General features: G+C 66.1%; 22 protein-coding genes and 3 tRNA genes. 11 read left to right on the top strand and 14 right to left on the bottom strand.

Annotated elements, in window-relative coordinates:
* Positions 1-25 precede the first annotated feature (25 nt).
* Both pfkB and ptsP read right to left on the bottom strand, forming a co-directional pair.
* Positions 26-952 carry a 1-phosphofructokinase gene (gene pfkB / locus GCU53_RS07540; RefSeq protein WP_152387074.1) on the bottom strand — a complete coding sequence of 309 codons (927 nt, stop codon included), beginning with the start codon at positions 950-952 and terminating at the stop codon, positions 26-28.
* Complete coding sequence (ptsP, locus tag GCU53_RS07545; protein ID WP_152387075.1) at positions 952-3,828, bottom strand: phosphoenolpyruvate--protein phosphotransferase; 2,877 nt, start codon at positions 3,826-3,828, stop codon at positions 952-954. Before ptsP ends, pfkB begins: the two co-directional genes overlap by 1 nt.
* Positions 3,829-4,003: 175 nt before the next feature.
* Here ptsP and cra point away from each other — a divergent pair, with 175 nt between their 5' ends.
* Positions 4,004-4,996 carry a catabolite repressor/activator gene (gene cra / locus GCU53_RS07550; protein ID WP_152387076.1) on the top strand — a complete coding sequence of 331 codons (993 nt, stop codon included), beginning with the start codon at positions 4,004-4,006 and terminating at the stop codon, positions 4,994-4,996.
* A gap of 21 nt (positions 4,997-5,017) precedes the next feature.
* Here cra and GCU53_RS07555 read toward each other — a convergent pair whose 3' ends face one another.
* Positions 5,018-6,577 (bottom strand): alkaline phosphatase D family protein, encoded by a 1,560-nt coding sequence (locus tag GCU53_RS07555; protein WP_152387077.1) that lies wholly within the window; start codon positions 6,575-6,577, stop codon positions 5,018-5,020.
* 190 nt (positions 6,578-6,767) lie between these two features.
* Between GCU53_RS07555 and GCU53_RS07560 the strand changes: the two genes are divergently transcribed.
* Both GCU53_RS07560 and GCU53_RS07565 read left to right on the top strand, forming a co-directional pair.
* Positions 6,768-8,144: a UDP-glucose dehydrogenase family protein gene (locus GCU53_RS07560; protein ID WP_152387078.1), complete on the top strand. Its 1,377-nt coding sequence runs from the start codon at positions 6,768-6,770 to the stop codon at positions 8,142-8,144.
* A 62-nt stretch (positions 8,145-8,206) separates the two neighbouring features.
* Complete coding sequence (locus GCU53_RS07565) at positions 8,207-8,986, top strand: TatD family hydrolase (RefSeq protein WP_152387079.1); 780 nt, start codon at positions 8,207-8,209, stop codon at positions 8,984-8,986.
* 2 nt (positions 8,987-8,988) lie between these two features.
* Here GCU53_RS07565 and ampE read toward each other — a convergent pair whose 3' ends face one another.
* The gene (gene ampE / locus GCU53_RS07570; RefSeq protein ID WP_152387080.1) at positions 8,989-9,828 is read right to left on the bottom strand and encodes a regulatory signaling modulator protein AmpE; all 840 of its coding nucleotides are present in this window, start codon (positions 9,826-9,828) and stop codon (positions 8,989-8,991) included.
* On the bottom strand, positions 9,825-10,388 hold the full coding sequence (gene ampD / locus GCU53_RS07575) for a 1,6-anhydro-N-acetylmuramyl-L-alanine amidase AmpD (RefSeq protein ID WP_152387081.1): 564 nt from the start codon (positions 10,386-10,388) through the stop codon (positions 9,825-9,827). The genes ampE and ampD overlap by 4 nt, the downstream gene beginning before the upstream one ends.
* Before the next feature lie 153 nt (positions 10,389-10,541).
* Here ampD and nadC point away from each other — a divergent pair, with 153 nt between their 5' ends.
* Complete coding sequence (gene nadC, locus GCU53_RS07580) at positions 10,542-11,390, top strand: carboxylating nicotinate-nucleotide diphosphorylase (RefSeq protein WP_152387082.1); 849 nt, start codon at positions 10,542-10,544, stop codon at positions 11,388-11,390.
* 127 nt (positions 11,391-11,517) lie between these two features.
* On the opposite strand, the gene GCU53_RS07585 is transcribed toward nadC, so the two are convergent.
* Complete coding sequence (locus tag GCU53_RS07585; protein ID WP_152387083.1) at positions 11,518-12,219, bottom strand: hypothetical protein; 702 nt, start codon at positions 12,217-12,219, stop codon at positions 11,518-11,520.
* A gap of 144 nt (positions 12,220-12,363) precedes the next feature.
* Positions 12,364-12,903 carry a pilin gene (locus tag GCU53_RS07590; protein ID WP_152387084.1) on the bottom strand — a complete coding sequence of 180 codons (540 nt, stop codon included), beginning with the start codon at positions 12,901-12,903 and terminating at the stop codon, positions 12,364-12,366.
* A gap of 549 nt (positions 12,904-13,452) precedes the next feature.
* Here GCU53_RS07590 and pilB point away from each other — a divergent pair.
* The 5 genes from pilB (at position 13,453) to yacG (ending at position 18,198) form a co-directional block, all read left to right on the top strand.
* Positions 13,453-15,153, top strand: a complete 1,701-nt coding sequence (gene pilB, locus GCU53_RS07595) for a type IV-A pilus assembly ATPase PilB (protein ID WP_152387085.1) — start codon at positions 13,453-13,455, stop codon at positions 15,151-15,153.
* 2 nt (positions 15,154-15,155) lie between these two features.
* Complete coding sequence (locus tag GCU53_RS07600; protein WP_152387086.1) at positions 15,156-16,373, top strand: type II secretion system F family protein; 1,218 nt, start codon at positions 15,156-15,158, stop codon at positions 16,371-16,373.
* Between the two features lie 2 nt (positions 16,374-16,375).
* Positions 16,376-17,245: a prepilin peptidase gene (locus GCU53_RS07605; protein ID WP_152387087.1), complete on the top strand. Its 870-nt coding sequence runs from the start codon at positions 16,376-16,378 to the stop codon at positions 17,243-17,245.
* Between the two features lie 147 nt (positions 17,246-17,392).
* Positions 17,393-18,001 (top strand): dephospho-CoA kinase, encoded by a 609-nt coding sequence (gene coaE / locus GCU53_RS07610; protein WP_152387088.1) that lies wholly within the window; start codon positions 17,393-17,395, stop codon positions 17,999-18,001.
* Positions 17,998-18,198: a DNA gyrase inhibitor YacG gene (gene yacG, locus GCU53_RS07615; protein WP_152387089.1), complete on the top strand. Its 201-nt coding sequence runs from the start codon at positions 17,998-18,000 to the stop codon at positions 18,196-18,198. Before coaE ends, yacG begins: the two co-directional genes overlap by 4 nt.
* A gap of 94 nt (positions 18,199-18,292) precedes the next feature.
* Here the strand turns inward: yacG and GCU53_RS07620 are convergent, their stop codons facing one another.
* The 3 genes from GCU53_RS07620 to GCU53_RS07630 are packed head-to-tail and all read right to left on the bottom strand — an operon-like array spanning position 18,293 to position 19,865.
* Positions 18,293-18,979 carry an energy-coupling factor ABC transporter permease gene (locus GCU53_RS07620; protein WP_152387090.1) on the bottom strand — a complete coding sequence of 229 codons (687 nt, stop codon included), beginning with the start codon at positions 18,977-18,979 and terminating at the stop codon, positions 18,293-18,295.
* Positions 18,976-19,443 carry an FAD/FMN-containing dehydrogenase gene (locus GCU53_RS07625; protein WP_152387091.1) on the bottom strand — a complete coding sequence of 156 codons (468 nt, stop codon included), beginning with the start codon at positions 19,441-19,443 and terminating at the stop codon, positions 18,976-18,978. Before GCU53_RS07625 ends, GCU53_RS07620 begins: the two co-directional genes overlap by 4 nt.
* Positions 19,440-19,865 (bottom strand): GNAT family N-acetyltransferase, encoded by a 426-nt coding sequence (locus GCU53_RS07630; RefSeq protein WP_152387092.1) that lies wholly within the window; start codon positions 19,863-19,865, stop codon positions 19,440-19,442. Before GCU53_RS07630 ends, GCU53_RS07625 begins: the two co-directional genes overlap by 4 nt.
* Before the next feature lie 314 nt (positions 19,866-20,179).
* Between GCU53_RS07630 and GCU53_RS07635 the strand changes: the two genes are divergently transcribed.
* Together GCU53_RS07635 and GCU53_RS07640 are read left to right on the top strand one after the other, a co-directional pair.
* Positions 20,180-20,353, top strand: a complete 174-nt coding sequence (locus GCU53_RS07635; RefSeq protein ID WP_152387093.1) for a DUF3094 family protein — start codon at positions 20,180-20,182, stop codon at positions 20,351-20,353.
* A gap of 75 nt (positions 20,354-20,428) precedes the next feature.
* Positions 20,429-21,727, top strand: a complete 1,299-nt coding sequence (locus GCU53_RS07640) for an NAD(P)/FAD-dependent oxidoreductase (RefSeq protein WP_152387094.1) — start codon at positions 20,429-20,431, stop codon at positions 21,725-21,727.
* 321 nt (positions 21,728-22,048) lie between these two features.
* Here the strand turns inward: GCU53_RS07640 and GCU53_RS07650 are convergent.
* From GCU53_RS07650 to clpB, 4 genes are all read right to left on the bottom strand, one after another.
* Positions 22,049-22,124: transfer RNA gene (locus tag GCU53_RS07650), tRNA-Lys, on the bottom strand.
* Positions 22,125-22,139: 15 nt separating this feature from the next.
* Positions 22,140-22,216: transfer RNA gene (locus tag GCU53_RS07655), tRNA-Pro, on the bottom strand.
* A gap of 9 nt (positions 22,217-22,225) precedes the next feature.
* Positions 22,226-22,301: transfer RNA gene (locus GCU53_RS07660), tRNA-Asn, on the bottom strand.
* Positions 22,302-22,465: 164 nt separating this feature from the next.
* The gene (gene clpB / locus GCU53_RS07665) at positions 22,466-25,030 is read right to left on the bottom strand and encodes an ATP-dependent chaperone ClpB (protein WP_152387096.1); all 2,565 of its coding nucleotides are present in this window, start codon (positions 25,028-25,030) and stop codon (positions 22,466-22,468) included.
* Between the last annotated feature and the right edge of the window lie 24 nt (positions 25,031-25,054).

Consider the following 25,054-nt stretch of genomic DNA (forward strand, 5'->3'; position numbering starts at 1 on the left):
AAACCTCTTTTCTTGTTGTGTCGTATCAAGCCAGCGACGTGACCGTGACGCCCGCTTCCAGGCGCGCCAGCTGTTCCCGGTCGTGGATGCCGAAGCCCAACTGGGTGACCGCCTGGGCGGCGATGGCGGTGGCCAGGCGCAGGGTGCGCTCGGCCGGCCAGCCTTCGAGCAGACCGTGCAGGGTGGCGGCGAGCAGCGAATCGCCGGCGCCCACCGTGCTGACCACCTCGACCCTGGGCGGTCGCGCCTCCAGGGCGATGTCCGGACCGAACCAGTGGACCCCGGCGGCGCCGCGCGACAGCAGCACGTGCTCGACGCCCTGGGCGTGCAGGCGCGGTGCAGCGCTCGACGCCTCGCTCGCGGCAACGCCCAAGGCCTCGGCCAGCTCCTCCTCGTTCGGCTTGATCAGCCAGGGGGCCACTGCCAGGCCGGCGCGCAGGGCCGCGCCGCTGCTGTCCAGCACCAGCGGCACGCCGAAGGCCTTGAGCTGGCGCAGCAGCACGGCGAACCACGCCGGCTCGACGCCCTGCGGCAGGCTGCCGGCGACCACCACGGCGTCATGCCCGCCGACGATCGGCTCCAGCCGCTCGAGCAGCGCGTCGCGGTGCTCGGCCTCGATCCGCGGCCCCGGTCCGTTGATGTCGGTGACCCGGCCGCTGCGCTCGGTCAGCTTGATGTTGCTGCGGGTTTCCCCGGGCACCCGGACGAAGGCGTCGAGGAAGCCGCGGCGATGGAACAGCGCCTCGAAGGGCGCCGCATTGGCGCTGCCGAGAAAGCCGCAGACGGTCACCCGATGGCCCAGGTCGGCGAGTACCTGGCCGACGTTCAGGCCCTTGCCGGCGGCATGGCTGATCAGTGCCTGGCTGCGGTTGACCGCCCCCGGCTGCAGGCTGCCGAGGCGCAGGGTCAGGTCCAGCGCCGGGTTCAGGGTCAGGGTGAGGATGCGCGCCATCAGTGCGTCTCCCCGACCAGATCGCGCACCGCGCCGGCGCTCTCCAGCGCCAGCGCCCGTTGCACCAGCGCCCGGCTGTGGGCGATGTCCAGCTCGCGCACCCGCGCCTTGACCAGGGCGATGGCGCGCGCCGAGACGCTCAGTTCGTCCACCCCGAGGCCGACCAGCAGCGGCACGGCGAGCATGTCGCTGGCCAGTTCGCCGCACACGCCGACCCACTTGCCCTCGGCATGGGCCGCCTCGACGGTCATGCCGATCAGCCGCAGCACGGCGGGATGCAGGCCGTCGGCCTGGGCCGACAGGGTCGGATGGCCGCGGTCGATGGCCAACGCATACTGGGTCAGGTCGTTGGTGCCGATGCTGAAGAAGTCCACCTCGCGGGCCAGCACCGGCGCCAGCAGCGCCGCCGAGGGCACCTCGACCATGATGCCGAGCTGCAGGTCGGCGACCGGGATCTCCTCGCGCAGGCTCAGGGTCAGGTCGCGGGCGATGCGCCACTCTTCGACGCCGCCGACCATCGGGAACATGATCCGCAGCGGCCGGCCGTCGGCCGCGGCCAGCAGGGCGCGCAACTGGGTCTCCAGGATGTCCGGGCGCTGCAGGCTCAGGCGGATGCCGCGCACGCCGAGGAAGGGGTTCTCCTCGGCCGGCATCGGCCAGTAGGGCAAGGGCTTGTCGCCGCCGACGTCCAGGGTGCGCACCACCAGTGGCCGACCGCCGAGGCCGTCGAGCACGCGGCGGTATTCGGCTTCCTGGACGCGCTGGTCCGGTGCCTCGGCGTGATCCATGAACACCAGCTCGGTGCGCAGCAGGCCGACGCCCTCGGCGCCCAGCTCGACCGCCTCGGCGCTCTCGGCACCGGCGCCGATGTTCGCCGCCACTTCCACCGCATGGCCGTCGCGGGTCACCGCCGGCAGCATGCGCTCGGCATGGGCGCGCTCGCGGCGCAGCCGGTTGGCCTCGCGCTCGCGCCGGGCCTGCTCCAGGGCCTGGGCATCCGGTGCGATGCGCAGCACGCCGTGGTCGCCGTCGAGCAGCAGCAGGGTGCCCTGGGCCAGGGCCAGCACGCCCTCGCCGGCGCCGACGATAGCGGGAATGCCCAGGGCGCGGGCGATGATCGCGCTGTGCGCGGTGGCCCCGCCGCGGGCGGTGAGGATGCCGGCCACGCGCTGGCGGTTGAGGCTGGCCACATCGGAAGGCGCCACCTCGTCCATCACCAGGATGTAGGGCTCCTCCGGCTCGCGCGGCGTCTCGACGCCGCACAGGTGCGCCAGCACCCGCCGGCCGATGTCGCGCAGGTCGGCGGCGCGCTCGGCGAGCAGCGCGTCGTGCAGGGCCTCCTGCTGCTGCGCCGCCGCTTCGGTTTCCACGCTCCAGGCGGCCTCGGCGCTGAAGCCGTCAGCCAGGCGCGCATTGACGTCCTCGCGCAGCGCCGGGTCGCGCAGCATCGCCTGATGGGTGATGAAGATCTCGCGGATGTTGGCCTCCTGGCTGTTGTCGATCAGCCGCTGGATATCCGCGGTGACCTGCGCCAGGGCGCTGTCCAGGCGCTGCAGCTCGACCAGCATGCCCTGGCCGCGCTGCGGATAGTCGAGCTCCAGCGGCGTGCGCACCAGCGCCGGGCCGATGGCGATGCCCGGCGCGGCGGCGACCGCCTGCAGGCGCGTCCCGGCCGCCGGCGCTTGCGGCCGGACGAAGGTGGAGGCAATGGCCGGCGCCTCGGACGCGGCCGTCTCGTCCTGCACGGCCAGCGGCTCGATGCTCTCGCCGAGGCCAGACAGCACGGCCGCCTCGATCGCCGGCAGGGCGTCGGCGGCGATCGCCGGCTCGGCGCTGAACTCCAGCTCCTGGCCGCGCCGTGCGCCGAGGGCCAGCAGCTTGCTCAGGCTCTTGGCCGACACCCCGCGGCCGGTCTCGCCGGCCAGGCGGATGCGGATCTCGCCCTCGAAGGCCTGGGCGACCTCGACCAGCGCCTTGGCCGGGCGGGCATGCAGGCCGTGGGCGTTGGCCAGGACGACGCGCAGGCTCGGCCAGTCCTCCGGCAGCTCGGCACCCAGGGCCTCCAGCACGGTACGGCTGCAGGTGGCTTGGCTGAAGGTCGTGCCGCGCCCCTCGATCAGCAGGTCGCAGAGCCGCTCGAGCAGTTGGCGGTGCGCCTCGCCCAGGCTGGCTAGGCAGAACAGCCCGCTCAGCGGCTGGCCGTGTAGGCTGAGCGGCCGGCCCGGGGTGACGAAAGCCAGTCCGGGCTGCTCCACCGCCTGCTCGCTGTTGAGCCACCAGAGCCCCTCGCCCAGCGGCAGCGGCTGGCTCTGCAGCAGGCTGCCGGCGAACCCGGAGGCCACGCAGCCGGCCCGCTTGAGGAGACGCGCGCCATGCCAGACCAACTCGTCGAAGTCCTCGGCGGCCACGCCCAGGCCGATCAGCTGACTGTCCAGGGCCAGCTCGCGCGGCGCGCCCTGCAGCAGCGCGACCAGCTGCTCGGCCTCGCGGGCCTCGCGCAGCGCCTGGCCGAGATCGCCCTCGCCGAGCGCCCGGGTCAGCAGCTGCAGCAGGTGCAGGTGCTCGTCGGAGCGGGCGGCGATGGCGATCGCCAGGTAGACCTGCTGGCCGTTGCCCCAGTCCACGCCTTCGGGGAACTGGATCAGGCGCACGCCGGTGCGCTTCACCTGGTCGCGGGTTTCCGGCGTGCCGTGGGGAATGGCGATGCCCTGGCCGAGGAAGGTCGAACCCTGGGCCTCGCGGGCCTGCATGCCGGCGAGGTAGCCGGGCTCGACCAGCCCGTCGTCGATCAGGCCCTCGGCCAGCAGCGCCAGGGCCGCCTGCTTGTCCGGTGCGCTGCGGCCCATGCGGATCTGCGCGGCATTCAACTCGAGCATGGAAATCTCCTGAATTATTCTGGTTCTGGCAAGAGCCACCGTCGAGCGCAGGCGATGCCGGTCATTCTTGAAAGAATAGTTCAGCGAATCGCCAGCTGAAACGTTTCATCACGGACTGGCACGTTACCCGATAATGGGCGATCCTTGAAGCCCTGCCGTCATCCAGGATGCAACCTTGAAACTCAGCGATATTGCCCGTCTGGCCCAAGTCTCCGTCACCACCGCCAGCTACGTGATCAACGGCCAGGCCGCCCAGCGGCGCATCAGTCCGGCCACCGTGGAACGCGTGCTGGCGGTGGTCGAACAGCACGGTTATCTCCCCGACCAGCAAGCCGCCGGCCTGCGCCGCGGGCAGAGCCGCTGCCTGGGCTTCATCCTTCCGGATCTGGAGAACCCGAGCTACGCGCGCCTGGCCAAGCTGCTCGAACAGGGCGCCCGCGCCGCCGGCTACCAGCTGCTGATCGCCAGCTCCGACGACGACCCGGCCAGCGAGCGCCAGTTGCTCGAGCTGTTCCGCTCGCGGCGCTGCGATGCGCTGATCGTCGCCAGCTGCCTGCCGCAGGACGACCCGCTGTACCGCAATCTGGTCGAAGGCGGGCTACCGGTGATCGCCGTCGACCGTGCCCTCGACCCCGCATATATCCGCTCGGTGGTCAGCGACGACCAGTTGGCCGGCGCCCAGCTCACCGCCAGCCTGCTCGCCCCGCCGCCGCGGCACATCGCGCTGATCGACGCCTACAGCGCCCTGCCGATCAGCCAGGCCCGCGAGCGCGGTTTCCACCAGGCCCTGGCGGGCTTCGACGGGATCGTCAGCGTGCACCACGCCGAGCAGTTCAGCCGGGCCTGCGGCTGCCAGCAGATGCGCGCCCTGCTGAACCGCGCGGAACGGCCGGATGCGCTGGTGACGACCTCCTACGTATTGCTGGAGGGCGTCTTCGAGGCCCTGCGCGACTACCCGGCGGAAACCTTCTCCGAGCTGCGCCTGGCCACCTTCGGCGATGCCCAACTGCTGGACTTCGTGCCGCTGCGGGTCAACACCATCGCCCAGCAGTTCGATCGCATCGCCGAACGGGTGCTCGACCGGACCCTGCGCGCCATCGAGGGCGACTACCAGCCGGGGGTCGAGGCCATCCCGCGCACCCTGAAGATCCGCCGCGAGCAGCCGTAGGGCCGCCCCGACGGAGCCGGCTCACGCCGGCTGCAACGCCTGGCTGTACACCGCCACGCCGTCGATATCCCGCAGGCTGACCCGCAGCAGGCCGCTCTGCGCCTCGATCTCCACCTCGCCGAAGAACTGGTAGCCGGCCAGCGGCGAGCTGTTGGCCACCGGCGGCGCCTTCTGGAACACCACCTCGGGACCGAAGGTGCGATCCAGCGGGTTGGGACCGAAGCTGCCGGCGTTGAGCGGGCCGGCGACGAATTCCCAGAACGGCTCGAAGTCCTGGAAGACCGCCCGCTCGGGGCTGTAGCGATGGGCCGCGCAGTAGTGCACGTCGGCGGTCAGCCAGACGGTGTTGCGGATCTCCTGCTGGCGGATGAAGGCCAGCAGCTCGGCGATCTCCAGTTCGCGGCCGAGGGCCGGGCCGTCGTTGCCGTTGGCGATCGCCTCCCAGCGCCGCTGGCCCTGGGCGTCCTGGCCGTCGGGGATGAGCAGGCCGATCGGCATGTCCGCGGCGATCACCTTCCACAGCGCCTTCGAGGCGCGCAGCTCGCGCTTCAGCCAGTTCAGCTGGGGATGGCCGAGGAAGGCGGTGCCCGGCCCCTGACGCGGCTGCAGGTTGTCGCTGTTGGCGTCGCGGTAGCTGCGCATGTCCAGCACGAACACGTCCAGCTGCGGGCCGTAGCCGAGCTTGCGGTAGATGCGCCCGGCGCCGTCGGGGCGCAGCACGCGCATCGGCGCGTATTCGAGGAAGGCCTGGCGGCCACGGGCGGCGAGCAGGCCGATGTCGCGAACCTGATAGCGGTCGTCCAGCTCCTTGCCGGGCGACCAATTGTTGGTCACCTCGTGGTCGTCCCACTGCCAGATCTGCGGCACCTCGGCATTGAAGCGGCACAGGTTGTCGTCGAGCAGGTTGTAGCGGTAGTTGCCGCGGAACTCGTCGAGGCTCTCGGCCACCTTGCTCTTGGCCTCGGTGACCAGGTTCTTCCACAGCTGGCCGTCGGCGGTCTGGATCTGCGCGCTGATCGGCCCGTCGGCGTACACGCAGTCGCCGCTGTGCAGGAAGAAATCCGGCTGGCGCCGGCGCATGGCCTCGTAGATGCGCATGCCGCCGATTTCCGGGTTGATGCCGAAGCCCTGCCCGGCGGTGTCGCCGCCCCACACGAAGCGAATGTCCCGCGCCTGCGCCGGGGCGCTGCGCAGGTGGCCGAACCAGGGCTCGCCGAGGGTGCCGTCACGGGCGTCCTCGAAGCGCACCCGGTAGAAGATCGACTGGTCCGGCGGCAGGCCGCTCAGATCGATGCGCGCGGTGAAGTCGCGGCTGGCGTCGGTCACCTCCCCCACCAGCCGCCGCGGCGCACTGAACAGGCTGCGGGTGTCCCACTCGACGATCATCCGCGCCGCCCGGTCGCAGCGGCTCCAGATCACCGCGCGGTCGCCCTGCAGGTCGCCGGACTGCACGCCATCGGTGACCTGCGGCCGGGCGCCGGGGGCGGCGATCAGCACCGGGGCGGTGCCCATCCCCGGCAGCAGCAGGCTGGCGCCGAGGCCCTGCAGCAGGCGGCGGCGGTTGGCATCGATATCGCTCATGTGCGTCTTCCCATACGAACGTTGAGGAAGTACGGGTTTAAGCCAGCCAGTTGACCGGAGCATGACGGCGCAGCGGAGATGCCGGGCCATCATCCGTAGTGGCCCGTCGATCTGCCACGGGATCGTAAAGTCCCTGACACATCCCTCCTCCAGCATCGGCCTATCGCTTGCGCACTCGGGGGAAGCCGTCTTGAAAATCAGCGTTTTCGGTATCGGTTACGTGGGTCTGGTGCAGGCCGCGGTCATGGCGGAGGTCGGCCACGACGTGCTCTGCATGGACATCGACGCAGTCAAGATCGCCCAGTTGCAGCGCGGCCAGGTGCGCCTCCATGAACCGGGCCTGCCCGAGCTGGTGCGGGAAAACCTGGAGGCCGGGCGGCTGCGCTTCACCAGCGACGAGCGGGCCGCCGTCGAGCATGGGCGGGTGCTGTTCATCGCCGTCGGCACCGACTCGCAGACGGACGGCTCGGCCAACCTCGCCGGCGTGCTGGCGGTCAGCGACGCCATCGCCCGCCATCGCCGCGAGCCGCTGGTGATCGTCGAGAAGTCCACCGTGCCGGTCGGCACCGGCGACTGCCTGCAGGCGCGCATCGCCCAGGTGCTGAAGGATGCCGGGCGGCGGCTGGACTTCGAGATCGTCTCCAACCCGGAATTCCTCAAGGAGGGCTCGGCCCTGGCCGACTGCCGCAAGCCGGACCGCATCGTCGTCGGCAGCACCTCGGCGAGCGCCCGCGAGACCATGCGCGAACTCTACGAACCCTTCAACCGCAACCACGACCGCATGCTGTTCATGGACCTGCGCAGCGCCGAGCTGACCAAGTACGCGGCCAACTGCATGCTCGCCACCAAGATCAGCTTCATCAACCAGATGGCCGAGCTGGCCGAGCATCTGGGCGCCGACATCGAGGCGGTGCGCCAGGGCATCGGCGCCGACCCGCGCATCGGCTATCACTTCATCTACCCCGGCTGCGGCTACGGCGGCTCGTGCTTTCCCAAGGACCTGCGGGCGCTGATCCACAGCGCCGACGAAGCGGGCTGCGCCAGCGACCTGCTGCAGGCGGTCGAGGCGGTGAACGTGCGGCAGAAGGGCAAGCTGTTCGAACTGGTGCGCCGCTACTTCGGCGACGACCTGCACGGACGGACCTTCGCCCTCTGGGGTCTGGCCTTCAAGCCGAACACCGACGACATGCGCGAAGCGCCCAGCCGCGACCTGATGGAGGCGCTGTGGGCCGCCGGTGCGCGGGTGCGCGCCTACGATCCGGAAGCCATGCACGAGGCCCAGCGGCTCTACGGCGACGACGAACGGCTGCAGTTGATGGGCACCCCGGAGGCCGTGCTGAGCGGTGCCGACGCCCTGCTGATCTGCACCGAATGGCAACAGTTCAAGGCCCCCGACTTTGCGCTGATCGCCCGCAAGCTGGCCGCCCCGGTGATCTTCGACGGGCGCAACCTGTTCGATCCGGAGCGGCTGGCCCGCTACGGCCTGCACTATTTTGCAATCGGCCGTGGCGAACGCCTGCCACTGCTGGGCAGCCCGCAGGCGGACAGCCTGCAGCGCTCGGCCTGAGCGGCACGCAAACCGACGGGATATCCTTGGGAAAAGCCCGCTTCCCGAGGAGTCCGCCGCCGGTGAGACTGATCGACACCCATAATCACCTCGACTTTCCCGACTTCGACGCCGATCGTGCCGCCGTGCTGGCCCGTAGCCGGGCGCTGGGCGTCGAGCGGCAGATCCTGCTTGGCGTGTACCGGCAGAACTGGGAGCGCATCTGGGCTCTGGCCGGCAGCGAGCCCGGCCTGCATGTCGCCCTCGGTCTTCATCCGGTGTTTCTGGAGCGGCATCGTGCCTCCGACCTGGAGGAGCTCGGCGCCTGGCTGCGCCGTCTGCGCGACGACGAGCGGCTCTGCGCGGTCGGCGAGTTCGGTCTCGACTACTACCTCGACGGGCTGGACCGCCAGCGCCAGCAGAGCCTGTTCGAGGCCCAGCTACGGCTGGCGGCGGAGCTGGAGCTGCCGGTCCTGCTGCACGTGCGGCGCGCCCACGCGCCCACCGTCGCCGCTCTGAAGCGCCTGCGCCCGCCCCGCGCCGGCATCGTCCATGCCTTCAGCGGCAGCCGGGAGGAGGCGCGGGAATACCTGAAAATGGGTTTTCGCCTCGGCCTCGGCGGCGCACCGACCTGGCCCCAGGCCAACCGGCTGCGCAAGGTCGTCGCCGAGCTGCCGCTGGAGGCCGTGGTGCTGGAGACCGACGCCCCGGACATGGCGCCGGCGATGCACCCGGGCGTGCGCAACAGCCCCGAGCATCTGCCGGATATCTGCGCCGCCCTTGCCGCGATCATGGGCATCGAGCCGGAAGCCCTGGCCGAGGCCAGCACGCGCAACGCCTGCGAGCTGTTCGGTTGGCGCTGACCTCAAAGGAACAGGATCGCCAGCGCCAGCACCACGTACCAGAGCATTCCGGCGCGCACCAGGAGCTGCCACAGCTCGTCCAGGGTGACCAGCCCCGCCTCGCCGGCCAGCCCCTCCTCCTGGCCCTCGTTGGCCGCGCGTCCGGCCTCGATCACCAGCTTCGCCGCCGGGGTCTCGCGACTCGACAGGTAGCGCAGCAGCACGCGGCATACCGCGGCGAAATTGCCGACCAAAGCGAAACTCAAAGCCAGGGCGCGCGCCGGCAGCCAGTCGAACAGGTGACGCAGACGCACCGAGCGCTCGCGCAGGGCCGGCAGGGTCGTGTGCTCGCCGGTCAGCGCCGTCAGACGATAGGCCAGCGCTGCCACGGGACCGAGCAGGGCGTACCAGAAGATCACCGCGAAGAAGCTCTGATAGGCCTGCCACAGCAGGTAGCCCTGCACCCGGCGCAGCAGCGACAGGCTTTCCTCGGCCTCCACCGCCAGATCGCGCTCGGCTGCCAGGCAGGCAGCCTCGCTGTCGCCGCGCTGCCAGGCCTCGCGGAATGGCCGCAGCTCGTTCAGGATGTCGCCGCGTCCCAGGCTGTAGATCAGCACGAAGATATGCACCGGCAACGCCAGCCAGCCGTAGAGCGGGATCGACAGCAGCGCCAGCAGCACGCCCACCACCAGCGCCGGCAGGACTACCAGGCGGAACAGGGCCCGATACGGCGCGCCGGCCAGATCCGGATTCATCTCCATCCGATCCAGCAATTTCAGCCAGAAGATGTCCTGCTGGAGACGCAGGCGCCAGCGGGAGAACCGTTCCACCAGCAGCGCCAGCAGAAGCACCAGAAACGTCATTGCATATCTCCCAGATCGGACAGTGCGGTGCGATAGCGCACCCAGTCGAACGCCGGCCCCGGATCGCTCTTGCGCCGGGGGGCGATATCGGCATGGCCGCAGATGCGCCGGACGTCGAGCGCCGGATAGGCCTGCAGCAGCAGCCGGGTGAGGGTCGTCAGGCTGGCGTACTGGGCGTCGCTGTAGGGCAGCTCGTCGGTGCCCTCCAGTTCGATGCCGAGGGAAAAGTCGTTGCAGTTCTCGCGCCCCTCGAAGCACGACTGTCCGGCGTGCCAGGCACGGTCCAGGCAGGAGACGAACTGGGTGACCGCACCGTCGCGCTCGATGAAGAAATGCGCCGACACCTGCAGCGCGGCGATGGAGGCGAAATAGGGATGCTCGTCCGCCGGCAGGCAATTGCGGAAGAACTGCTGCACCTTGCCGGTGCCGAAGCAGCCCGGCGGCAGGCTTATGTTGTGGATCACCAGCAGGGAAATCTCACCCTGGGGACGGGCATTGAAATTCGGCGACGGACAATGGCGAATGCCTTGGCACCAGCCGCTGGAGGGGTCGAACTGCATGCATCTCTCCTGAAAACAGCCGACACTCTAGAGCAGCCGGGCCGCCGGGCCAAGCGACGCCCCGCCGCGGCATGGCCGGCGGGCAAGATCCCGACTGCACGGGAAGCGGCATGCACCCTATAATCCGACGCACCCCACCTGCCGGAGTCCTTCATGCCAGACCTCATCCTTGCCGATCTGAGCGCCGAAATCGCGGCGAACGTCCGCCGCGCCCTGGCCGAGGACATCGGCAGCGGCGACATCACTGCGCAGCTGATCCCCGAAGAACGCCTGGCCCGCGCCCGCGTCATCACCCGCGAGCCGGCGGTGATCGCCGGCAGCGCCTGGGTCGACGAGGTGTTCCGCCAGATCGACCCGCGTGTCGCCGTGCACTGGGAGGTCGCCGATGGCGAGCGGGTCGATGCCGACAAGCTGCTGTTCAGCCTGGAAGGCCCGGCCCGCGCCCTGCTCAGCGGCGAGCGCAGCGCCCTGAACTTCCTCCAGACCCTCTCCGCCGTGGCCACCCGCTGCCGCCGCTACGCCGACTTGGTCGAAGGCACCCCGGTGCGCCTGCTGGACACCCGCAAGACCCTCCCCGGTCTGCGCCTGGCGCAGAAATACGCCGTCACCTGCGGCGGCTGTCACAACCACCGCATCGGCCTGTTCGACGCCTTCCTGATTAAGGAAAACCACATCGCCGCCTGCGGCGGCATCGCCGAGGCAGTTGCCGCAGCCCGGCGCATCGCGCCCGGCAAGCCGGTGGAAGTCGAGGTCGAGGACCTGCAGGAACTCGAGCAAGCCCTGAGCGCCGGCGCCGACATCGTCATGCTCGACGAGCTCAGCCTCGAGGACATGTACACCGCCGTGCGCCTCACCGCCGGCCGCGCCAAGCTGGAAGCCTCCGGCGGCATCAACGGCGACAACCTGCGCCGCATCGCCGAAACCGGCGTCGACTACATCTCCCTCGGCACCCTGACCAAGGACATCAAGGCGGTGGATCTGTCGATGCGGCTTCAGTTGTGAGGCGGAACGCCTCCCCTGCCGCGTAGGAGCCAGCTTGCTGGCGATGCTCTTGGGTAGACCGCTGATCGCCAGCAAGCTGGCTCCTACACGGATAAACTAAACGGCTGCCAAGGCATTGGCTGCCTTGCTACGAATGCTCCGGCACGAAGTCCGACATCCGCTGCGTCTGCGGGTCGAAGCAGATCGAACCGCTCCGGTAGGAAGACTCGATATCCACCCGGAAGCAACCGCCCTCTGCCTCCCAGACGGCGCCATGGAGGATCCTCTCCAAGGCCTGTCGGTCGGTCGTCAGCTCGCGGTACAGGTCTATGCGCTGCTGGAGTGGTTTCTCGCCGTTGAGCAAAGCCTTGGTGTGCTGGACCAGAAACTTCTCACTATTCTCCGGAACCTCGACGTAGAAATACTTTGGCGCCCAACCCGACAGTCGATCCAGTTCATCCTCCGCGACATTCAGCTGTCGGAAATCCTCGCGGTTGAACGCATAGAAGGTATCGAACACCTGCACCAAGGCCAGTGGCCGAGCCTTGAGCACTTGCCAGACACCTGCACCCAATGCGAGCACCTGCATGAGGGCGATCAACGACAGGTCGCGGACCAGTTCCGACCGGGGCTTGCGCAGGTTGAACACGATCAGGGTCAGGCAGGGGCCGAGCACCAGGTCGACCGCGACGACGATTTTCAGCCCCGCCCAGCCGCCGGCGGCCTGGAACAGCCCGCCGGGAAAGAGCCAGAACAGGGCGATGGATGCTAGCAGGGCAAGGATGGCCAAACTGGCGGCCAGATGAAGCGCAAAGGCACTCCAGCGACTGATCGGTTTCGACAGAATCATTCCAGATGGAACTCCAGACATTCGAACTTAGGTAAAAACAAAGAGCAGACTGCAGAACGCAAACGCCCCGCACGGGGCGGGGCATTCTTTTTCAGCGGAAGTAAAGGGGCGACAACCGCGCAGGCTTCACCCGCCCCCCATGGCTTAGCGGCACTCGCTCGGAGCGAACTGGGACGGCAGGCTGCCTAGAGTCAGAGCTGTCAGACCACGCCCGTCGGAAACGGCGTTGGCAGCGGAAGCGCAGCCCCAGTCGATGGAGCCAGTCACACCACCAGTAAAGCTGGCAGCCAGTTGAGTCGCGGTACCGGCAGCGCCCATCACGTAGGGGGTGTAGACCAAGGTGGAAGCAGCCGGGATGTTGCCTACGTTAGCTTCGTTGAAGGTCACAGTGATTTCGCCAGTAGTGCCGTCAATCTGTACGGAGGTCACATACTTACTAGTAGCACCAGCATCACCCGCTTGTGCATTGAAGGAGGTAGCAGTGGCAGCCAACTCAGCTGCAGTGGTAGCGCTCTCACCGATCAGTTGCTTGGCACTGGAAGCCAAACCTACACCTTCGGTCACACGGGCACGGATGGTGTAGTCCTGATAGGCCGGCAGGGCGACAGCGGCCAGAATGCCGATGATCGCCACGACGATCATCAGTTCAATAAGGGTAAAACCTTTCTGCAGTTGAGCTTTCATCAAACATCTCCTTGAAGTGGTCAGGCTTTGTTTCGGGCCTGCCAGAGACAGTGCAGGCGATATGCCAGCCTCTCGCGGCGAATTCTGGGGAAAATCCGTTTTCAGCCCCCTTTCTCGCCCCAAATAACCGGCTGAACCCCCCATTACTACTGGCCCAGCGCCATATTGGTCGTCTACACGAGCAACTTTCCGACAACTTCTCGAGATAGGGACTGCATCACAAAAGCCGATATACCCGTGCGGCAAAGTGCCCGGACTTCCAGAGCAGTCCAATATTTCGAATGATCATTCGCTGCAAAATCCTAACCGCAAACCGCCAGTTCCTGACACTTTTTGTCACCCACTTTTCAGGGTTTGGCAGAGCCTGGCAACTGGGTTATAAGGCGGACCACCGAGCTCATGGCAAAACGCCTGCACTGGTCAAAACCTTTCCTTTCTCTTTTGAAAAAGCCCCCACTTCAGCCTTTTCCCCAAGAGGCAAGGAGGAAGGACTGGTGGAATGCTCTAGCAGCACCCCGCCTCCCTATTGCATAGAGAGTTATCCATCCGATGACCAACGATATTTCCCTCCCCGGCCTGGCACGGCAGATGGTGCTGGCCGGGCTGATCGACGAGAAGACCGCCCAGCAGGCCCAGCAGCAGGCGCAGCGCAACCAGACCTCCCTGATCACCTGGCTGGTGCAGAACAAGCTGGCCAAGAGCCGATCGCTGGCAGAGCTGGCCGCGGAACAGTTCGGCATCGCCCTGTTCGACCTCAAAACGCTGGACAGGGAGAGCCAGCCCCGGGAACTGGTCAGCGAGAAGCTGATTCGCCAGCATCGCGTCCTGCCGCTGTGGCGGCGCGGCAATCGGCTGTTCGTGGCGATCTCCGACCCGACCAACCACGAGGCGATACGCGAGATCCGCTTCGGCACCGGACTGAACACCGAGGCCATCCTGGTCGAGGACGACCGGCTGGGCGAGGCCATCGAGAAATACTTCGAGGGCGCCGGTACCGGCCTGGATAATCTCGCCGATGCCGATCTGGATGGGCTCGATGTCGAGGCGGGCGATCAGCAGGACGATGAAATCAATCCGGCCGGCGACTCCGAGGATGCGCCGGTGGTGCGCTTCATCAACAAGATGCTGCTGGATGCTATTCGTCGCGGCTCCTCGGACCTGCATTTCGAGCCCTACGAAAAAAGCTACCGGGTGCGCTTCCGTACCGACGGCATCCTCCACGAGGTGGCCCGACCGCCGGTCCAGCTGGCCCCGAAGATCGCCGCGCGGCTGAAGGTGATGGCCGGGCTGGACATCTCCGAGCGGCGCAAGCCGCAGGATGGCCGGATCAAGATGAAGCTGTCGAAGACCAAGGCCATCGACTTTCGGGTCAACACCCTGCCGACCCTGTGGGGCGAGAAGACCGTGATGCGGATTCTCGACCCCTCCAGCGCGCAGATGGGCATCGATGCCCTCGGCTACGAAGAGGTGCAGAAGGAGCTCTACCTGGCGGCGCTGAACCAGCCGCAGGGCATGATTCTGGTGACCGGTCCGACCGGCTCGGGCAAGACGGTGTCCCTGTACACCGGCCTGAACATTCTCAACACCCCGGAGGTGAATATCTCCACCGCGGAAGACCCGGTGGAGATCAACCTGGAGGGCATCAACCAGGTCAACGTCAATCCGCGCCAGGGCATGGACTTCTCCCAGGCGCTGCGCGCCTTCCTGCGCCAGGACCCGGACATCATAATGGTCGGCGAGATCCGCGACCTGGAAACCGCCGAGATCGCCATCAAGGCCGCGCAGACCGGGCACATGGTGATGTCCACCCTGCACACCAACAGTGCTGCGGAAACCCTGACTCGCCTGCGCAACATGGGGGTACCCTCCTTCAACATCGCCACCTCGGTGAACCTGATCATCGCCCAGCGCCTGGCACGCAAGCTGTGCGCCTGCAAGAAGGCAGTGGACATCCCCCGCGAAACCCTGCTCGCCGAAGGCTTCCCGGAAGCGCGCATCGGCGCCTTCAAGCTGTACGCCCCGGTCGGCTGCGAGAACTGCAACGGCGGCTACAAGGGCCGGGTCGGCATTTATGAAGTGGTTAAAATCACCCCTGCCCTGCAGCGCATTATCATGGAGGACGGCAACTCCATCGAAATCGCCCGGCAGATGCGCGCCGATGGCTTCAACGACCTGCGCACATCGGCCCTGCTGAAAGCCATGCAGGGCGTCACCAGCCTGGAAGAAGTCAACCGCGTCACCAAGGATTAACCATGGCGGAAAAAGCGTTGAAAACCAGTCTCTTCATCTGGGAAGGCACCGACCGGCGCGGCACCAAGGTCAAGGGCGAGTTGAGCGGGCAGAATCCAGCGCTGGTCAAGGCACAACTGCGCAAGCAGGGCATCAACCCGACCAAGGTACGCAAGAAAGCCGCTTCGCTGTTCGGCGCCGGCAAGAAGATCAAGCCGATGGACATCGCCCTGTTCACTAGGCAGATGGCCACCATGATGAAGGCAGGCGTGCCGCTGCTGCAGGCCTTCGACATCATCTCCGAGGGCTTCGACAACCCGAACATGCGCAAGCTGGTGGACGAGGTGAAGCAGGAGGTGGCGGCTGGCAACAGCTTTGCCACTGCATTGCGCAAAAAGCCACTCTATTTCGATGACCTCTACTGCAACCTGGTGGAGTCCGGCGAACAGTCCGGTGCCCTGGAGAACCTGCTGGACCGGGTCGCCACCTACAAGGAGAAGACCGAGGCGCTGAAGGCCAAGATCAAGAAGGCGATGACCTATCCCATCGCGGTGATCGTGGTGGCGGTCATCGTCTCGGCAATTTTGCTGATCAAGGTAGTGCCGCAATTCGAATCGGTATTCGCCAATTTCGGCGCCGAACTGCCAGCTTTTACTCGAATGGTCATCAGCCTGTCCGAGATCATGCAGGAATACTGGTTCTATGCCCTGCTGGGAATATTCGTCGTTGCCTTCACTCTGAAGCAGGCCCATCAGCGCTCGGAAAAATTTCGCAACTGGACGGACCGCACCTTGCTGAAGCTGCCGATCGTCGGCGAGATCCTCTACAAGTCGGCGGTGGCCCGCTTTGCCCGCACCCTGTCCACCACCTTCGCCGCCGGCGTGCCGCTGGTCGATGCGCTCGATTCAGTGGCTGGCGCTACCGGAAACGTGGTATTTCGCAGCGCTACCGAAAAGGTCAAGGCCGACGTCACCACCGGCATGCAGCTGAACTTTTCCATGCGCACCACCGGTACCTTCCCCACCATGGCGATCCAGATGACCGCCATCGGCGAGGAATCCGGTGCGCTGGACGAGATGCTCGACAAGGTGGCGAGCTTCTATGAGGCCGAGGTGGACAACATGGTGGACAGCCTGACCAGCCTGATGGAACCGATGATCATGGCGGTGCTCGGCGTGCTGGTCGGTGGCCTGATCATCGCCATGTACCTGCCGATCTTCCAGCTGGGTGCCGTGGTCTGAACATGTCCATTCACGATCTTCTGGCCGGTCCCGGACCGGCCTTCGTTTTCTGTGCGGGGCTGCTGGGCCTGGTGGTCGGCAGCTTTCTCAACGTGGTCATCCATCGCCTGCCCAAGATGATGCTGCACGATTGGCAGGCGCAGGCGCGGGAAGTGCTGGAGCTGCCCGGCGAGGAGCCGGGCCAGCCCTTCAACCTGCTGCTGCCCCACTCCCACTGCCCAGGCTGCGGGCACGAAATCAGGCCCTGGGAGAATATCCCGCTGCTCGGCTGGCTATTCCTGGGAGGCCGCTGTTCGGCCTGCAAGACGCCGATCAGCGTGCGCTATCCCCTAGTGGAGCTGGCCTGCGGACTGCTTTCGGCCCACGTTGCCTGGCATTACGGCTTCGGCTGGCAGGCCGGTGCCATGCTGCTGCTCGGCTGGGGCCTGCTGGCCATGAGCCTGATCGACTACGACCATCAACTGCTACCGGACTCGCTGGTGCTGCCACTGCTATGGCTGGGTCTGATCCTCAACAGTTTCGGATTGTTCGTCTTCCTCGAGGATGCCCTCTGGGGCGCGGTGGCCGGCTACCTCAGCCTGTGGTCGGTGTACTGGCTGTTCAAGCTGCTCACCGGCAAGGAGGGCATGGGCTACGGCGACTTCAAGCTGCTGGCGATGCTCGGCGCCTGGGGCGGCTGGCAGATCCTGCCGCTCACCATCCTGCTCTCCTCGCTGGTCGGCGCCGTGCTGGGGATCCTCATCCTGCGTCTGCGCAGGGCCGAAAGCGGCACGCCGATCCCCTTCGGCCCCTTCCTCGCCCTCGCCGGCTGGATCGCCCTGCTCTGGGGCGAGCGCATCACCGGCTCCTACCTGCAGTTCGCCGGCTTGTAGGGCGGGCACAGCCCGCCGTTGCGGATCGGCCCCTTGCCATCGGCGGCGGGTTGCATCCCCCTACGCAAGGAGCCCCATTGCCCGCAAACCATTGCATATCCACAGGCAAACCGGTATCTACACGGCACTTCAGCGTTGAGGGCAGTCATGAAACCTTGGATTCTTGGTCTGACGGGCGGTATCGGCAGCGGCAAGAGCGCCGCCGCCCAGCATTTCAGAACGCTCGGCGTGCATCTGGTGGACGCTGACGAGGCAGCACGCTGGGTGGTCGAGCCCGACCGCCCGGCGCTGGCGAAGATCGCCGAGCATTTCGGCGCAGAAGTTCTTCTGCCCGACGGACACCTGGCTCGGGCCGCGCTACGTGCCCGGGTGTTCCAGAACGCCGAGGAGCGTCGCTGGCTGGAAAAGCTGCTGCATCCGCTGATTCGTCAGGAAATCTGCAGCCATCTCGAGCGCGCCAGCTCGCCCTATGCCATTCTGGTTTCACCATTGCTGGTGGAAACCGACCAGCACAAGATGACCCAGCGCATCCTGGTCATCGATGTGCCCGAATCCCTGCAGCTCGAGCGCGCCATGCAGCGCGACCAGGCCGACCGGAAACAGGTCGAGGCGATCATCAAGGCCCAGGCCAGCCGTGAAGAACGCCTGCGCCATGCCGATGACGTGCTGGTGAACGACCGCGACCTGCCCTGGCTGTACAGCGAGGTCGAACGCCTGCATCGGTTCTACCTGACCCTGCGCGGAGGCCAGCCATGAAGCAACCCTTGACGGTCGCCTGTCCGACCTGCCGGGCGCCGGTCGAATGGGGCCCGCAAAGCCCGCACCGGCCATTCTGCAGCGAACGCTGCAAGCTGATCGACCTGGGCGCATGGGCGGCCGAGGAGCACGCGATCCCCGGTGACAGCGTGGAGGACGACCTGTTCTCCGAAGAACTGCCACCACGCGGCCATTGATTTCCCTCGCCAGAAACGCTCGCAGAAGAGTACCGACCATCGAGCCCCGATCGAGGTGCCGACCGTTCGCATCGGCTATCCGACATGCAAGCGGTCAGCGCGGCTCGTCATCCTTCCAGGGCGCCTGCAGATAACGACTGCGGTTGAAGGTTTCCAGCCACTCCGGGTAGTACACCACCAACCCGCTGATCACTGCACCATTGATGAATGCCTCGGGAAACATCACCAGCCACAGGTAGCCGAGGTAGTCCAGCAGCCACGGCGGCATTTCGTACCGCCCATCCAGCCACAGGACGGCGAACCCGGCCAGCAGGCAGGCCAGGGCGCTCAGCGCAGCCGGGAAGAAGCCCGAGCAGAAGATGTAGACGAACAGGTTGCGCGGCTGCGCACGCTCGACCAGCAGGGCACAGCCTTCGGTGATCGATACGGGAATGGCCACCAGCAGCAGGCCGTTGATGCCCAGCGCCGTCAGATCCTGCCGCCCCAGCGCCAGAAGCCCGAGTTGCGCAGCCAGTCCGGCCAGCATTGCCAGCGGCCAGTCGAGCAGCAGGGTCACCGCCGTCATGCCGATGAAGTGAAAGGAGAGCCCGGAAACGAAATCGCGCCGCACGAGCCAGAGCAGAAACAACGCCAAAACGGTACCGAACAGCAGATGCTGACGCCGGCTGTCGCTGAACAGCTCCAGCCAGGGCGCACGCCAGACGGCATAGAGCATGAGCCCCAGATAGAGGCCCGCGCCGATCGACTGGGTACCGGGGGCCAGCAGATCGGCGGCAATCACGGCGCCACCCGCTCGAGAGCAGAGACCAAGGCTCCGGCATCGCCGAACTCATGCATGGCGCGCAGTTTTCCCTGCTCCAGATCGAGCCACAGTACCTTGGCCGGATCGCCCGGATAACGGGAGGCGACCCGGGCATCGCGGTCGAGCAGCACACGATAGGGATAGTCGCGCATCGCCGGAATGGCGAACAGGCGGGCAATCAGCGAGGGCATGCGGCTGATGTCGGCGACGAACGCCGCCCGACGCGCCTCCAGATATCCCTGCGGCCTTGTCTTGAGGGCCGCCTCGACCAGCCGGGCGCCATCCATGCTGCGCGCGACCAGCAGGATGCGGGTTTCCTCGCTCAGGCTGTAGGCCCGCTCATGCTGATCCAGCAAGGTCCAGGGCGCGAGCCGTTCGCCCACTTCGAGCGCCTGTGCCCAGAAAGACGCCAGGGCAAGCACGATGCCAGCGAAGACTCTCACTCGCCGCTCCTCCGAGTGGAATAGACCTGAATATCGCTGCGGCCCTCCCAACTGGCCTGGGCTTCCCAGAAGGCTTGAGCCTGCGGAGCGTCCCGCAGGACGAACACATGGGATTTGTCGATTCCCAGCTGTGCGAGCTTGGCCTGCGCCTTGCCCAGCAGCGCCCGGGCAAAGCCGCGGCCGCGGTAGGGTTCGTCGACCACCAGATGTTGCAGATAACCGCGCCGCCCATCATGGCCGACCAGCAGCGAAGCGACGATCCGACCATCGAGTTCGACCAGTTGGCTCAGCCCGGGATTGCGCGCCAGATAGTTGCAGAAAGGCTCGAAGTCATCTTCGGCGCGGAGCTGCAGGCCCGGCGTGCGACGCCACAGCGCCAGCAAAGCCGGATGATCGACGGGGGTGATGGGGCGAACGGACATGGGGAAACTCCGGAGAGCGGGCAGCAAAGCCAAACCTGGACACGGCCCTGCCAGCGGAAGGAGGCTTGCGGCAGACAGCGGTCCGACCAGACGAATGGGCCCATCCGGATACGCCGCCTGTAAAGCTGGGTCTTGAGGCGCCCCCTGAGCTTGGCGTCATTTTAGAGTGCGAACTTCCGCCACATTGAAATTTTAGCCAAAAGACATCTTGCCAGCCGAGCGGCACAAGGAGTTATGATTCACATCAACAAAGCAAGGGCTTTCCGGGTAGCCGGATCGCTCGGCGAACGATTTTTGCAGAATGCGAGTCCTGCATGGCAAGCCGCCTGAACCCCGACGATCAGCAACGCGTCAATGAGTACCTGAGCGCCCCGCAGCATCAAGTGGAACGCCAGCCGTTCCGCCCCTGGCGCCTCGCACTGATCGTGCTGACCGTGGTCGTCTGTCTGGGCCTGCTGAGTCGCGTTCTAGGACGTCTGGTGCTCTGAGCTGCCTCGCGCTCGCCCCGACGCTCCCGCCCCGCTTTTTCAACCTTTTCATTTCAACCTTGTGAGGCCCTAGCTATGACTCATCGTATCGTAATCGTAGGCGGCGGCGCCGGCGGTCTGGAACTTGCCACTCGCCTCGGCAAGACCATGGGCAGGAACTTTCAGGCAAAGATCACCCTGGTCGATGCCAACATGACCCACCTGTGGAAGCCGCTGCTGCATGAAGTCGCCGCCGGCTCGCTGAACTCGACCGGCGACGAGCTGAACTACGTGGCCCAGGCCAAGTGGAACAACTTCGAGTTCCAGTACGGCCGCATGTGCGGACTGGACCGGGCCAACAAGCGCATCCGCCTGGCGGCCCAACCGGCCCTGGAAGACCGCGCTCCGCTGCCCGAACGCGAACTGAGCTACGACACCCTGATCATCTCCGTCGGCAGCACCACCAACGACTTCGGCACGCCCGGCGCCGCCGAGAACTGCATCTTCCTGGAAAGCCGCGACCAGGCCGAGCGCTTCCGCCGCCTGCTGCTCAGCCACTACCTGCGCGCCCATGCCAGCGATGCCAGCGACCATCAGGTGAATGTCGCCATCGTCGGCGCCGGGGCCACCGGCGTCGAGCTGGCCGCCGAACTGCGCCACGCCTCCGAGCAGCTGGTCGCCTACGGCCTGGAGCGCATTCCGCCGGAAAACCTCAGCATCACGCTGATCGAGTCCAGCCCGCGCGTGCTGGCCGCCCTGCCCGAACGCATCAGCCGCTCGGCACATGCCACCCTGGAAAGCCTCGGCGTTCGCGTACACACCAGCACCGCCGTCAGCGAAGTCACCGCAGAAGGCCTGAAGACAAAGGATGACCAGTTCATTTCCGCCGATCTCATGGTCTGGGCAGCCGGCGTTCGCGCCCCCGCCTTCCTCAAGGAGCTGGACGGCCTGGAAACCAACCGCATCAACCAACTGCTGGTACGCCCGACCCTGCAGACCACCCTCGACGACGACATCTTCGCCTTCGGCGATTGCGCATCCTGCCCGCAGCCGGGCACCGACCGCACCGTTCCGCCGCGTGCGCAGGCCGCCCACCAGCAGGCCTCGCTGCTGGCCAAGTCGATCCATCGCAAGCTGCAGGAAGACAAGCCCCTGCTGGAGTACCGCTACAGCGACCACGGCTCACTGATCTCCCTCTCGAGCTTCTCGGCGATCGGCAACCTGATGGGCAACCTGACCGGCGACGTGACCCTGGAAGGCTGGCTGGCCCGCAAGTTCTACATCTCGTTGTACCGGATGCACCAGATCGCGCTGTACGGAACCTTCCGCACCCTGATGATGATGCTGGGCGACCGCTTCCGCAGCAGCACCGAACCCCGCCTCAAGCTCCACTGATCTCCCTTCCTTCGCCCCTCGAGCGCCGGCCGCTCGCAGGGGCTCCTCTCATCGCCGCGAAGACGCAAGCAACGGGACATTGCTACCGGCGCACGAAGACGACTTTCGAGAGTGCGATATGCAAGCGTGCGAAGGCCCGCCACAGACCGATTGCGCTCTGAAGCCAGCAAGACAGGAAAAAACAGGAAAAAACAGGAAAAAACAGGAAAAAACAGGAAAAAACAGGAAAAAACAGGAAAAAACAGGAAAACCGATTAGGCGGAATAGATTCGAGCTTGTCAAGCTCGAGACAGGACGATTTCAACCGTCCACAGGAAGGGATGGTGGGTCGTGTAGGATTCGAACCTACGACCAATTGGTTAAAAGCCAACTGCTCTACCGACTGAGCTAACGACCCAAACACGTGAAGAGATGGTCGGGGTAGAGAGATTCGAACTCCCGACATCCTGCTCCCAAAGCAGGCGCGCTACCGGACTGCGCTATACCCCGTCTGAAAGCTGGCTCCGCGACCTGGACTCGAACCAGGGACCCAATGATTAACAGTCATTTGCTCTACCGACTGAGCTATCGCGGAACTTTCATCACTTCTATCTGCAGCGGATCGAAAGACACCGTGTCCGTTGCAGTGGCGCGCATTTTACGGTTCCAGGCGCCTCTGTCAACCCTTGAAAATGCTTTTTATAGCAATCACTTATTTTCACCCTCTCCCCCAACGGGGAAGAGGGTCGAGGAACGGCATCAGCCGAAGACGATCTCGTCGTCCTCCACCCTGGCGGAGATCTTCGCACCAGGAGAAAACTGGCCTGCGAGGATCTGCTGCGCCAGCGGGTTCTCGATCCAGCGCTGGATCGCCCGCTTCAGAGGCCGTGCCCCGTAGACCGGGTCGTAACCGACGGCGATCAGCTTGTCCAAAGCCTCTTCGGAGAGTTCAAGGCTCAGCTCGCGCTCGGCCAGACGCTGGCGCAGGCGCTTCAACTGGATCTCGGCGATGCCGGCGATCTGTTCGCGGGCCAGCGGGTCGAAGACCACCACTTCGTCGATGCGGTTGATGAACTCCGGCCGGAAGTGGTGGCTCACCGCATCCATCACCGCCGCACGCTGCGCCTCGCGATCGCCCGCCAGCTCCTGGATCTGTGCCGAGCCGAGGTTGGAGGTCATCACCACCACGGTATTCTTGAAGTCCACGGTGCGCCCGTGGCTATCGGTCAGACGGCCGTCCTCCAGCACCTGCAGGAGAATATTGAACACGTCGGGGTGAGCCTTTTCCACCTCGTCCATCAGCACCACGGAGTAGGGCTTGCGACGCACCGCCTCGGTCAGGTAGCCGCCCTCCTCATAGCCGACATATCCCGGAGGGGCGCCGATCAACCGGGCTACCGAGTGCTTCTCCATGAATTCGGACATATCGATGCGCACCAGCGCCTCCTCGGTATCGAAAAGGAACTCGGCCAGCGCCTTGCACAGCTCGGTCTTGCCGACCCCGGTCGGACCGAGGAAGAGGAAGGAGCCGCTCGGCCGGTTCGGGTCGGCGAGCCCGGCACGGGAGCGCCGCACCGCATTGGCCACGGCAGTCACTGCCTCGTCCTGACCGATCACCCGCTGATGCAGCAGCCCCTCCATCTTCAGCAGCTTCTCGCGCTCGCCTTCGAGCATCTTGGCCACCGGGATGCCGGTCCACTTGGACACCACCTCGGCGATCTCCTCGTCGGTGACGCGGTTGCGCAACAGCTGGTTCTCCCGCGGCTGAGCACTGTCGGCGGCAGCCAGCTTGCGCTCCAACTCGGGAATCAGGCCGTACTGCAGCTCGGCCATGCGATTCAGGTCGCCCTTGCGCCGCGCCGCCTCCAGATCCAGCTTGGCCTGCTCCAGCTGCTGCTGGATCTGCGCCGAGCCCTGCACTTCGGCCTTCTCCGACTTCCAGACCTCCTCGAGGTCGGCGTACTCGCGCTCGAGTTTGGCGATGTCCTCTTCCAGCTTGGCCAAACGCTTCCTGGTCGCCTCGTCGGTTTCCTTCTTCAACGCCTCGCGCTCGATCTTCAGCTGGATCAGCCGGCGATCCAGGCGGTCAAGCTCCTCGGGCTTGGAGTCGATCTCCATGCGAATGCGGCTGGCCGCCTCGTCGATCAGGTCGATGGCCTTGTCCGGCAGTTGGCGGTCGGTGATATAGCGGTGCGAAAGCTTGGCCGCGGCGATGATGGCGCCGTCGGTGATGGTCACGCCATGGTGCACCTCGTAGCGCTCCTTCAAGCCGCGCAGGATCGCGATGGTGTCCTCCTCGCTCGGCTCGTCCACCAGCACCTTCTGGAAGCGACGCTCCAGCGCAGCATCCTTTTCGATGTACTGGCGGTACTCGTCGAGGGTGGTGGCGCCAACGCAATGCAGTTCGCCGCGCGCCAGCGCGGGCTTGAGCATGTTGCCGGCGTCCATGGCCCCCTCGGCCTTGCCGGCGCCGACCATGGTGTGCAGCTCGTCGATGAACAGGATGACGCGCCCCTCCTGCTTGGACAGCTCGTTGAGCACCGCCTTCAGACGCTCCTCGAACTCGCCGCGGAACTTGGCGCCGGCGATCAGCGAGCCCATATCCAGCGCCAGCAGGCGCTTGTCCTTGAGTCCGTCCGGCACCTCGCCGTTGACGATGCGCTGGGCCAGGCCCTCGACGATGGCAGTCTTGCCCACACCCGGCTCGCCGATCAGCACCGGATTGTTCTTGGTGCGCCGCTGCAGCACCTGGATGGTGCGGCGGATCTCGTCGTCGCGTCCGATCACCGGATCGAGCTTGCCCTCCTCGGCCCGCGCGGTCATGTCGACGCAGTACTTGTCCAAGGCCTGGCGGGACTCCTCGGCGTTCGGATCGTTGACCGTCTGGCCGCCACGCAGGTTGTTGATGGCGTTCTCGATGGCCTTCTTCGACACGCCCTGCTCGAGCAGCAGCTTGCCCAAGCGAGTATTGCCGTCCAGCGCGGCGAGCAGCACCAGTTCGCTGGAGATGAACTGGTCGCCCTTCTGCTGGGCCAGGCGATCCGCCTGGTTGAGCAGACGCGCCAGATCCTGGGACAGATTCATGTCCCCGGTGGGGTTCTGCAGCTTGGGCAGCTGATCCAGGGCCTTGGTCAGCGCCTGGCGCAGGCTGTTGATATCGAAGCCGACCTGCATCAGGAGCGGCTTGATCGAGCCTCCCTGCTGATCGAGCAGCGCCTGCATCAGGTGTAGCGGCTCGATGGCGGCGTGGTCGAGGCCGACCGCCACGGACTGGGCATCGGACAAGGCAAGTTGCAGTTTGCTGGTCAATCGGTCGATTCGCATGGGGTCATCCTTCCTGAAGGAGCG

This window comes from Azotobacter salinestris, from assembly GCF_009363155.1.
In the GTDB taxonomy this organism is placed as follows: domain Bacteria; phylum Pseudomonadota; class Gammaproteobacteria; order Pseudomonadales; family Pseudomonadaceae; genus Azotobacter; species Azotobacter salinestris.

What these genes read in the sequence shown, in the direction of transcription:
- pfkB (WP_152387074.1), bottom strand. Translation starts at nt 952, where the DNA reads ATGGCGCGCATCCTCACCCTGACCCTGAACCCGGCGCTGGACCTGACC.
- ptsP (WP_152387075.1), bottom strand. Translation starts at nt 3,828, where the DNA reads ATGCTCGAGTTGAATGCCGCGCAGATCCGCATGGGCCGCAGCGCACCG.
- GCU53_RS07555 (WP_152387077.1), bottom strand. Translation starts at nt 6,577, where the DNA reads ATGAGCGATATCGATGCCAACCGCCGCCGCCTGCTGCAGGGCCTCGGC.
- ampE (WP_152387080.1), bottom strand. Translation starts at nt 9,828, where the DNA reads ATGACGTTTCTGGTGCTTCTGCTGGCGCTGCTGGTGGAACGGTTCTCC.
- ampD (WP_152387081.1), bottom strand. Translation starts at nt 10,388, where the DNA reads ATGCAGTTCGACCCCTCCAGCGGCTGGTGCCAAGGCATTCGCCATTGT.
- nadC (WP_152387082.1), top strand. Translation starts at nt 10,542, where the DNA reads ATGCCAGACCTCATCCTTGCCGATCTGAGCGCCGAAATCGCGGCGAAC.
- GCU53_RS07585 (WP_152387083.1), bottom strand. Translation starts at nt 12,219, where the DNA reads ATGATTCTGTCGAAACCGATCAGTCGCTGGAGTGCCTTTGCGCTTCAT.
- GCU53_RS07590 (WP_152387084.1), bottom strand. Translation starts at nt 12,903, where the DNA reads ATGAAAGCTCAACTGCAGAAAGGTTTTACCCTTATTGAACTGATGATC.
- pilB (WP_152387085.1), top strand. Translation starts at nt 13,453, where the DNA reads ATGACCAACGATATTTCCCTCCCCGGCCTGGCACGGCAGATGGTGCTG.
- GCU53_RS07600 (WP_152387086.1), top strand. Translation starts at nt 15,156, where the DNA reads ATGGCGGAAAAAGCGTTGAAAACCAGTCTCTTCATCTGGGAAGGCACC.
- GCU53_RS07605 (WP_152387087.1), top strand. Translation starts at nt 16,376, where the DNA reads ATGTCCATTCACGATCTTCTGGCCGGTCCCGGACCGGCCTTCGTTTTC.
- coaE (WP_152387088.1), top strand. Translation starts at nt 17,393, where the DNA reads ATGAAACCTTGGATTCTTGGTCTGACGGGCGGTATCGGCAGCGGCAAG.
- yacG (WP_152387089.1), top strand. Translation starts at nt 17,998, where the DNA reads ATGAAGCAACCCTTGACGGTCGCCTGTCCGACCTGCCGGGCGCCGGTC.
- GCU53_RS07630 (WP_152387092.1), bottom strand. Translation starts at nt 19,865, where the DNA reads ATGTCCGTTCGCCCCATCACCCCCGTCGATCATCCGGCTTTGCTGGCG.
- GCU53_RS07635 (WP_152387093.1), top strand. Translation starts at nt 20,180, where the DNA reads ATGGCAAGCCGCCTGAACCCCGACGATCAGCAACGCGTCAATGAGTAC.
- GCU53_RS07640 (WP_152387094.1), top strand. Translation starts at nt 20,429, where the DNA reads ATGACTCATCGTATCGTAATCGTAGGCGGCGGCGCCGGCGGTCTGGAA.
- clpB (WP_152387096.1), bottom strand. Translation starts at nt 25,030, where the DNA reads ATGCGAATCGACCGATTGACCAGCAAACTGCAACTTGCCTTGTCCGAT.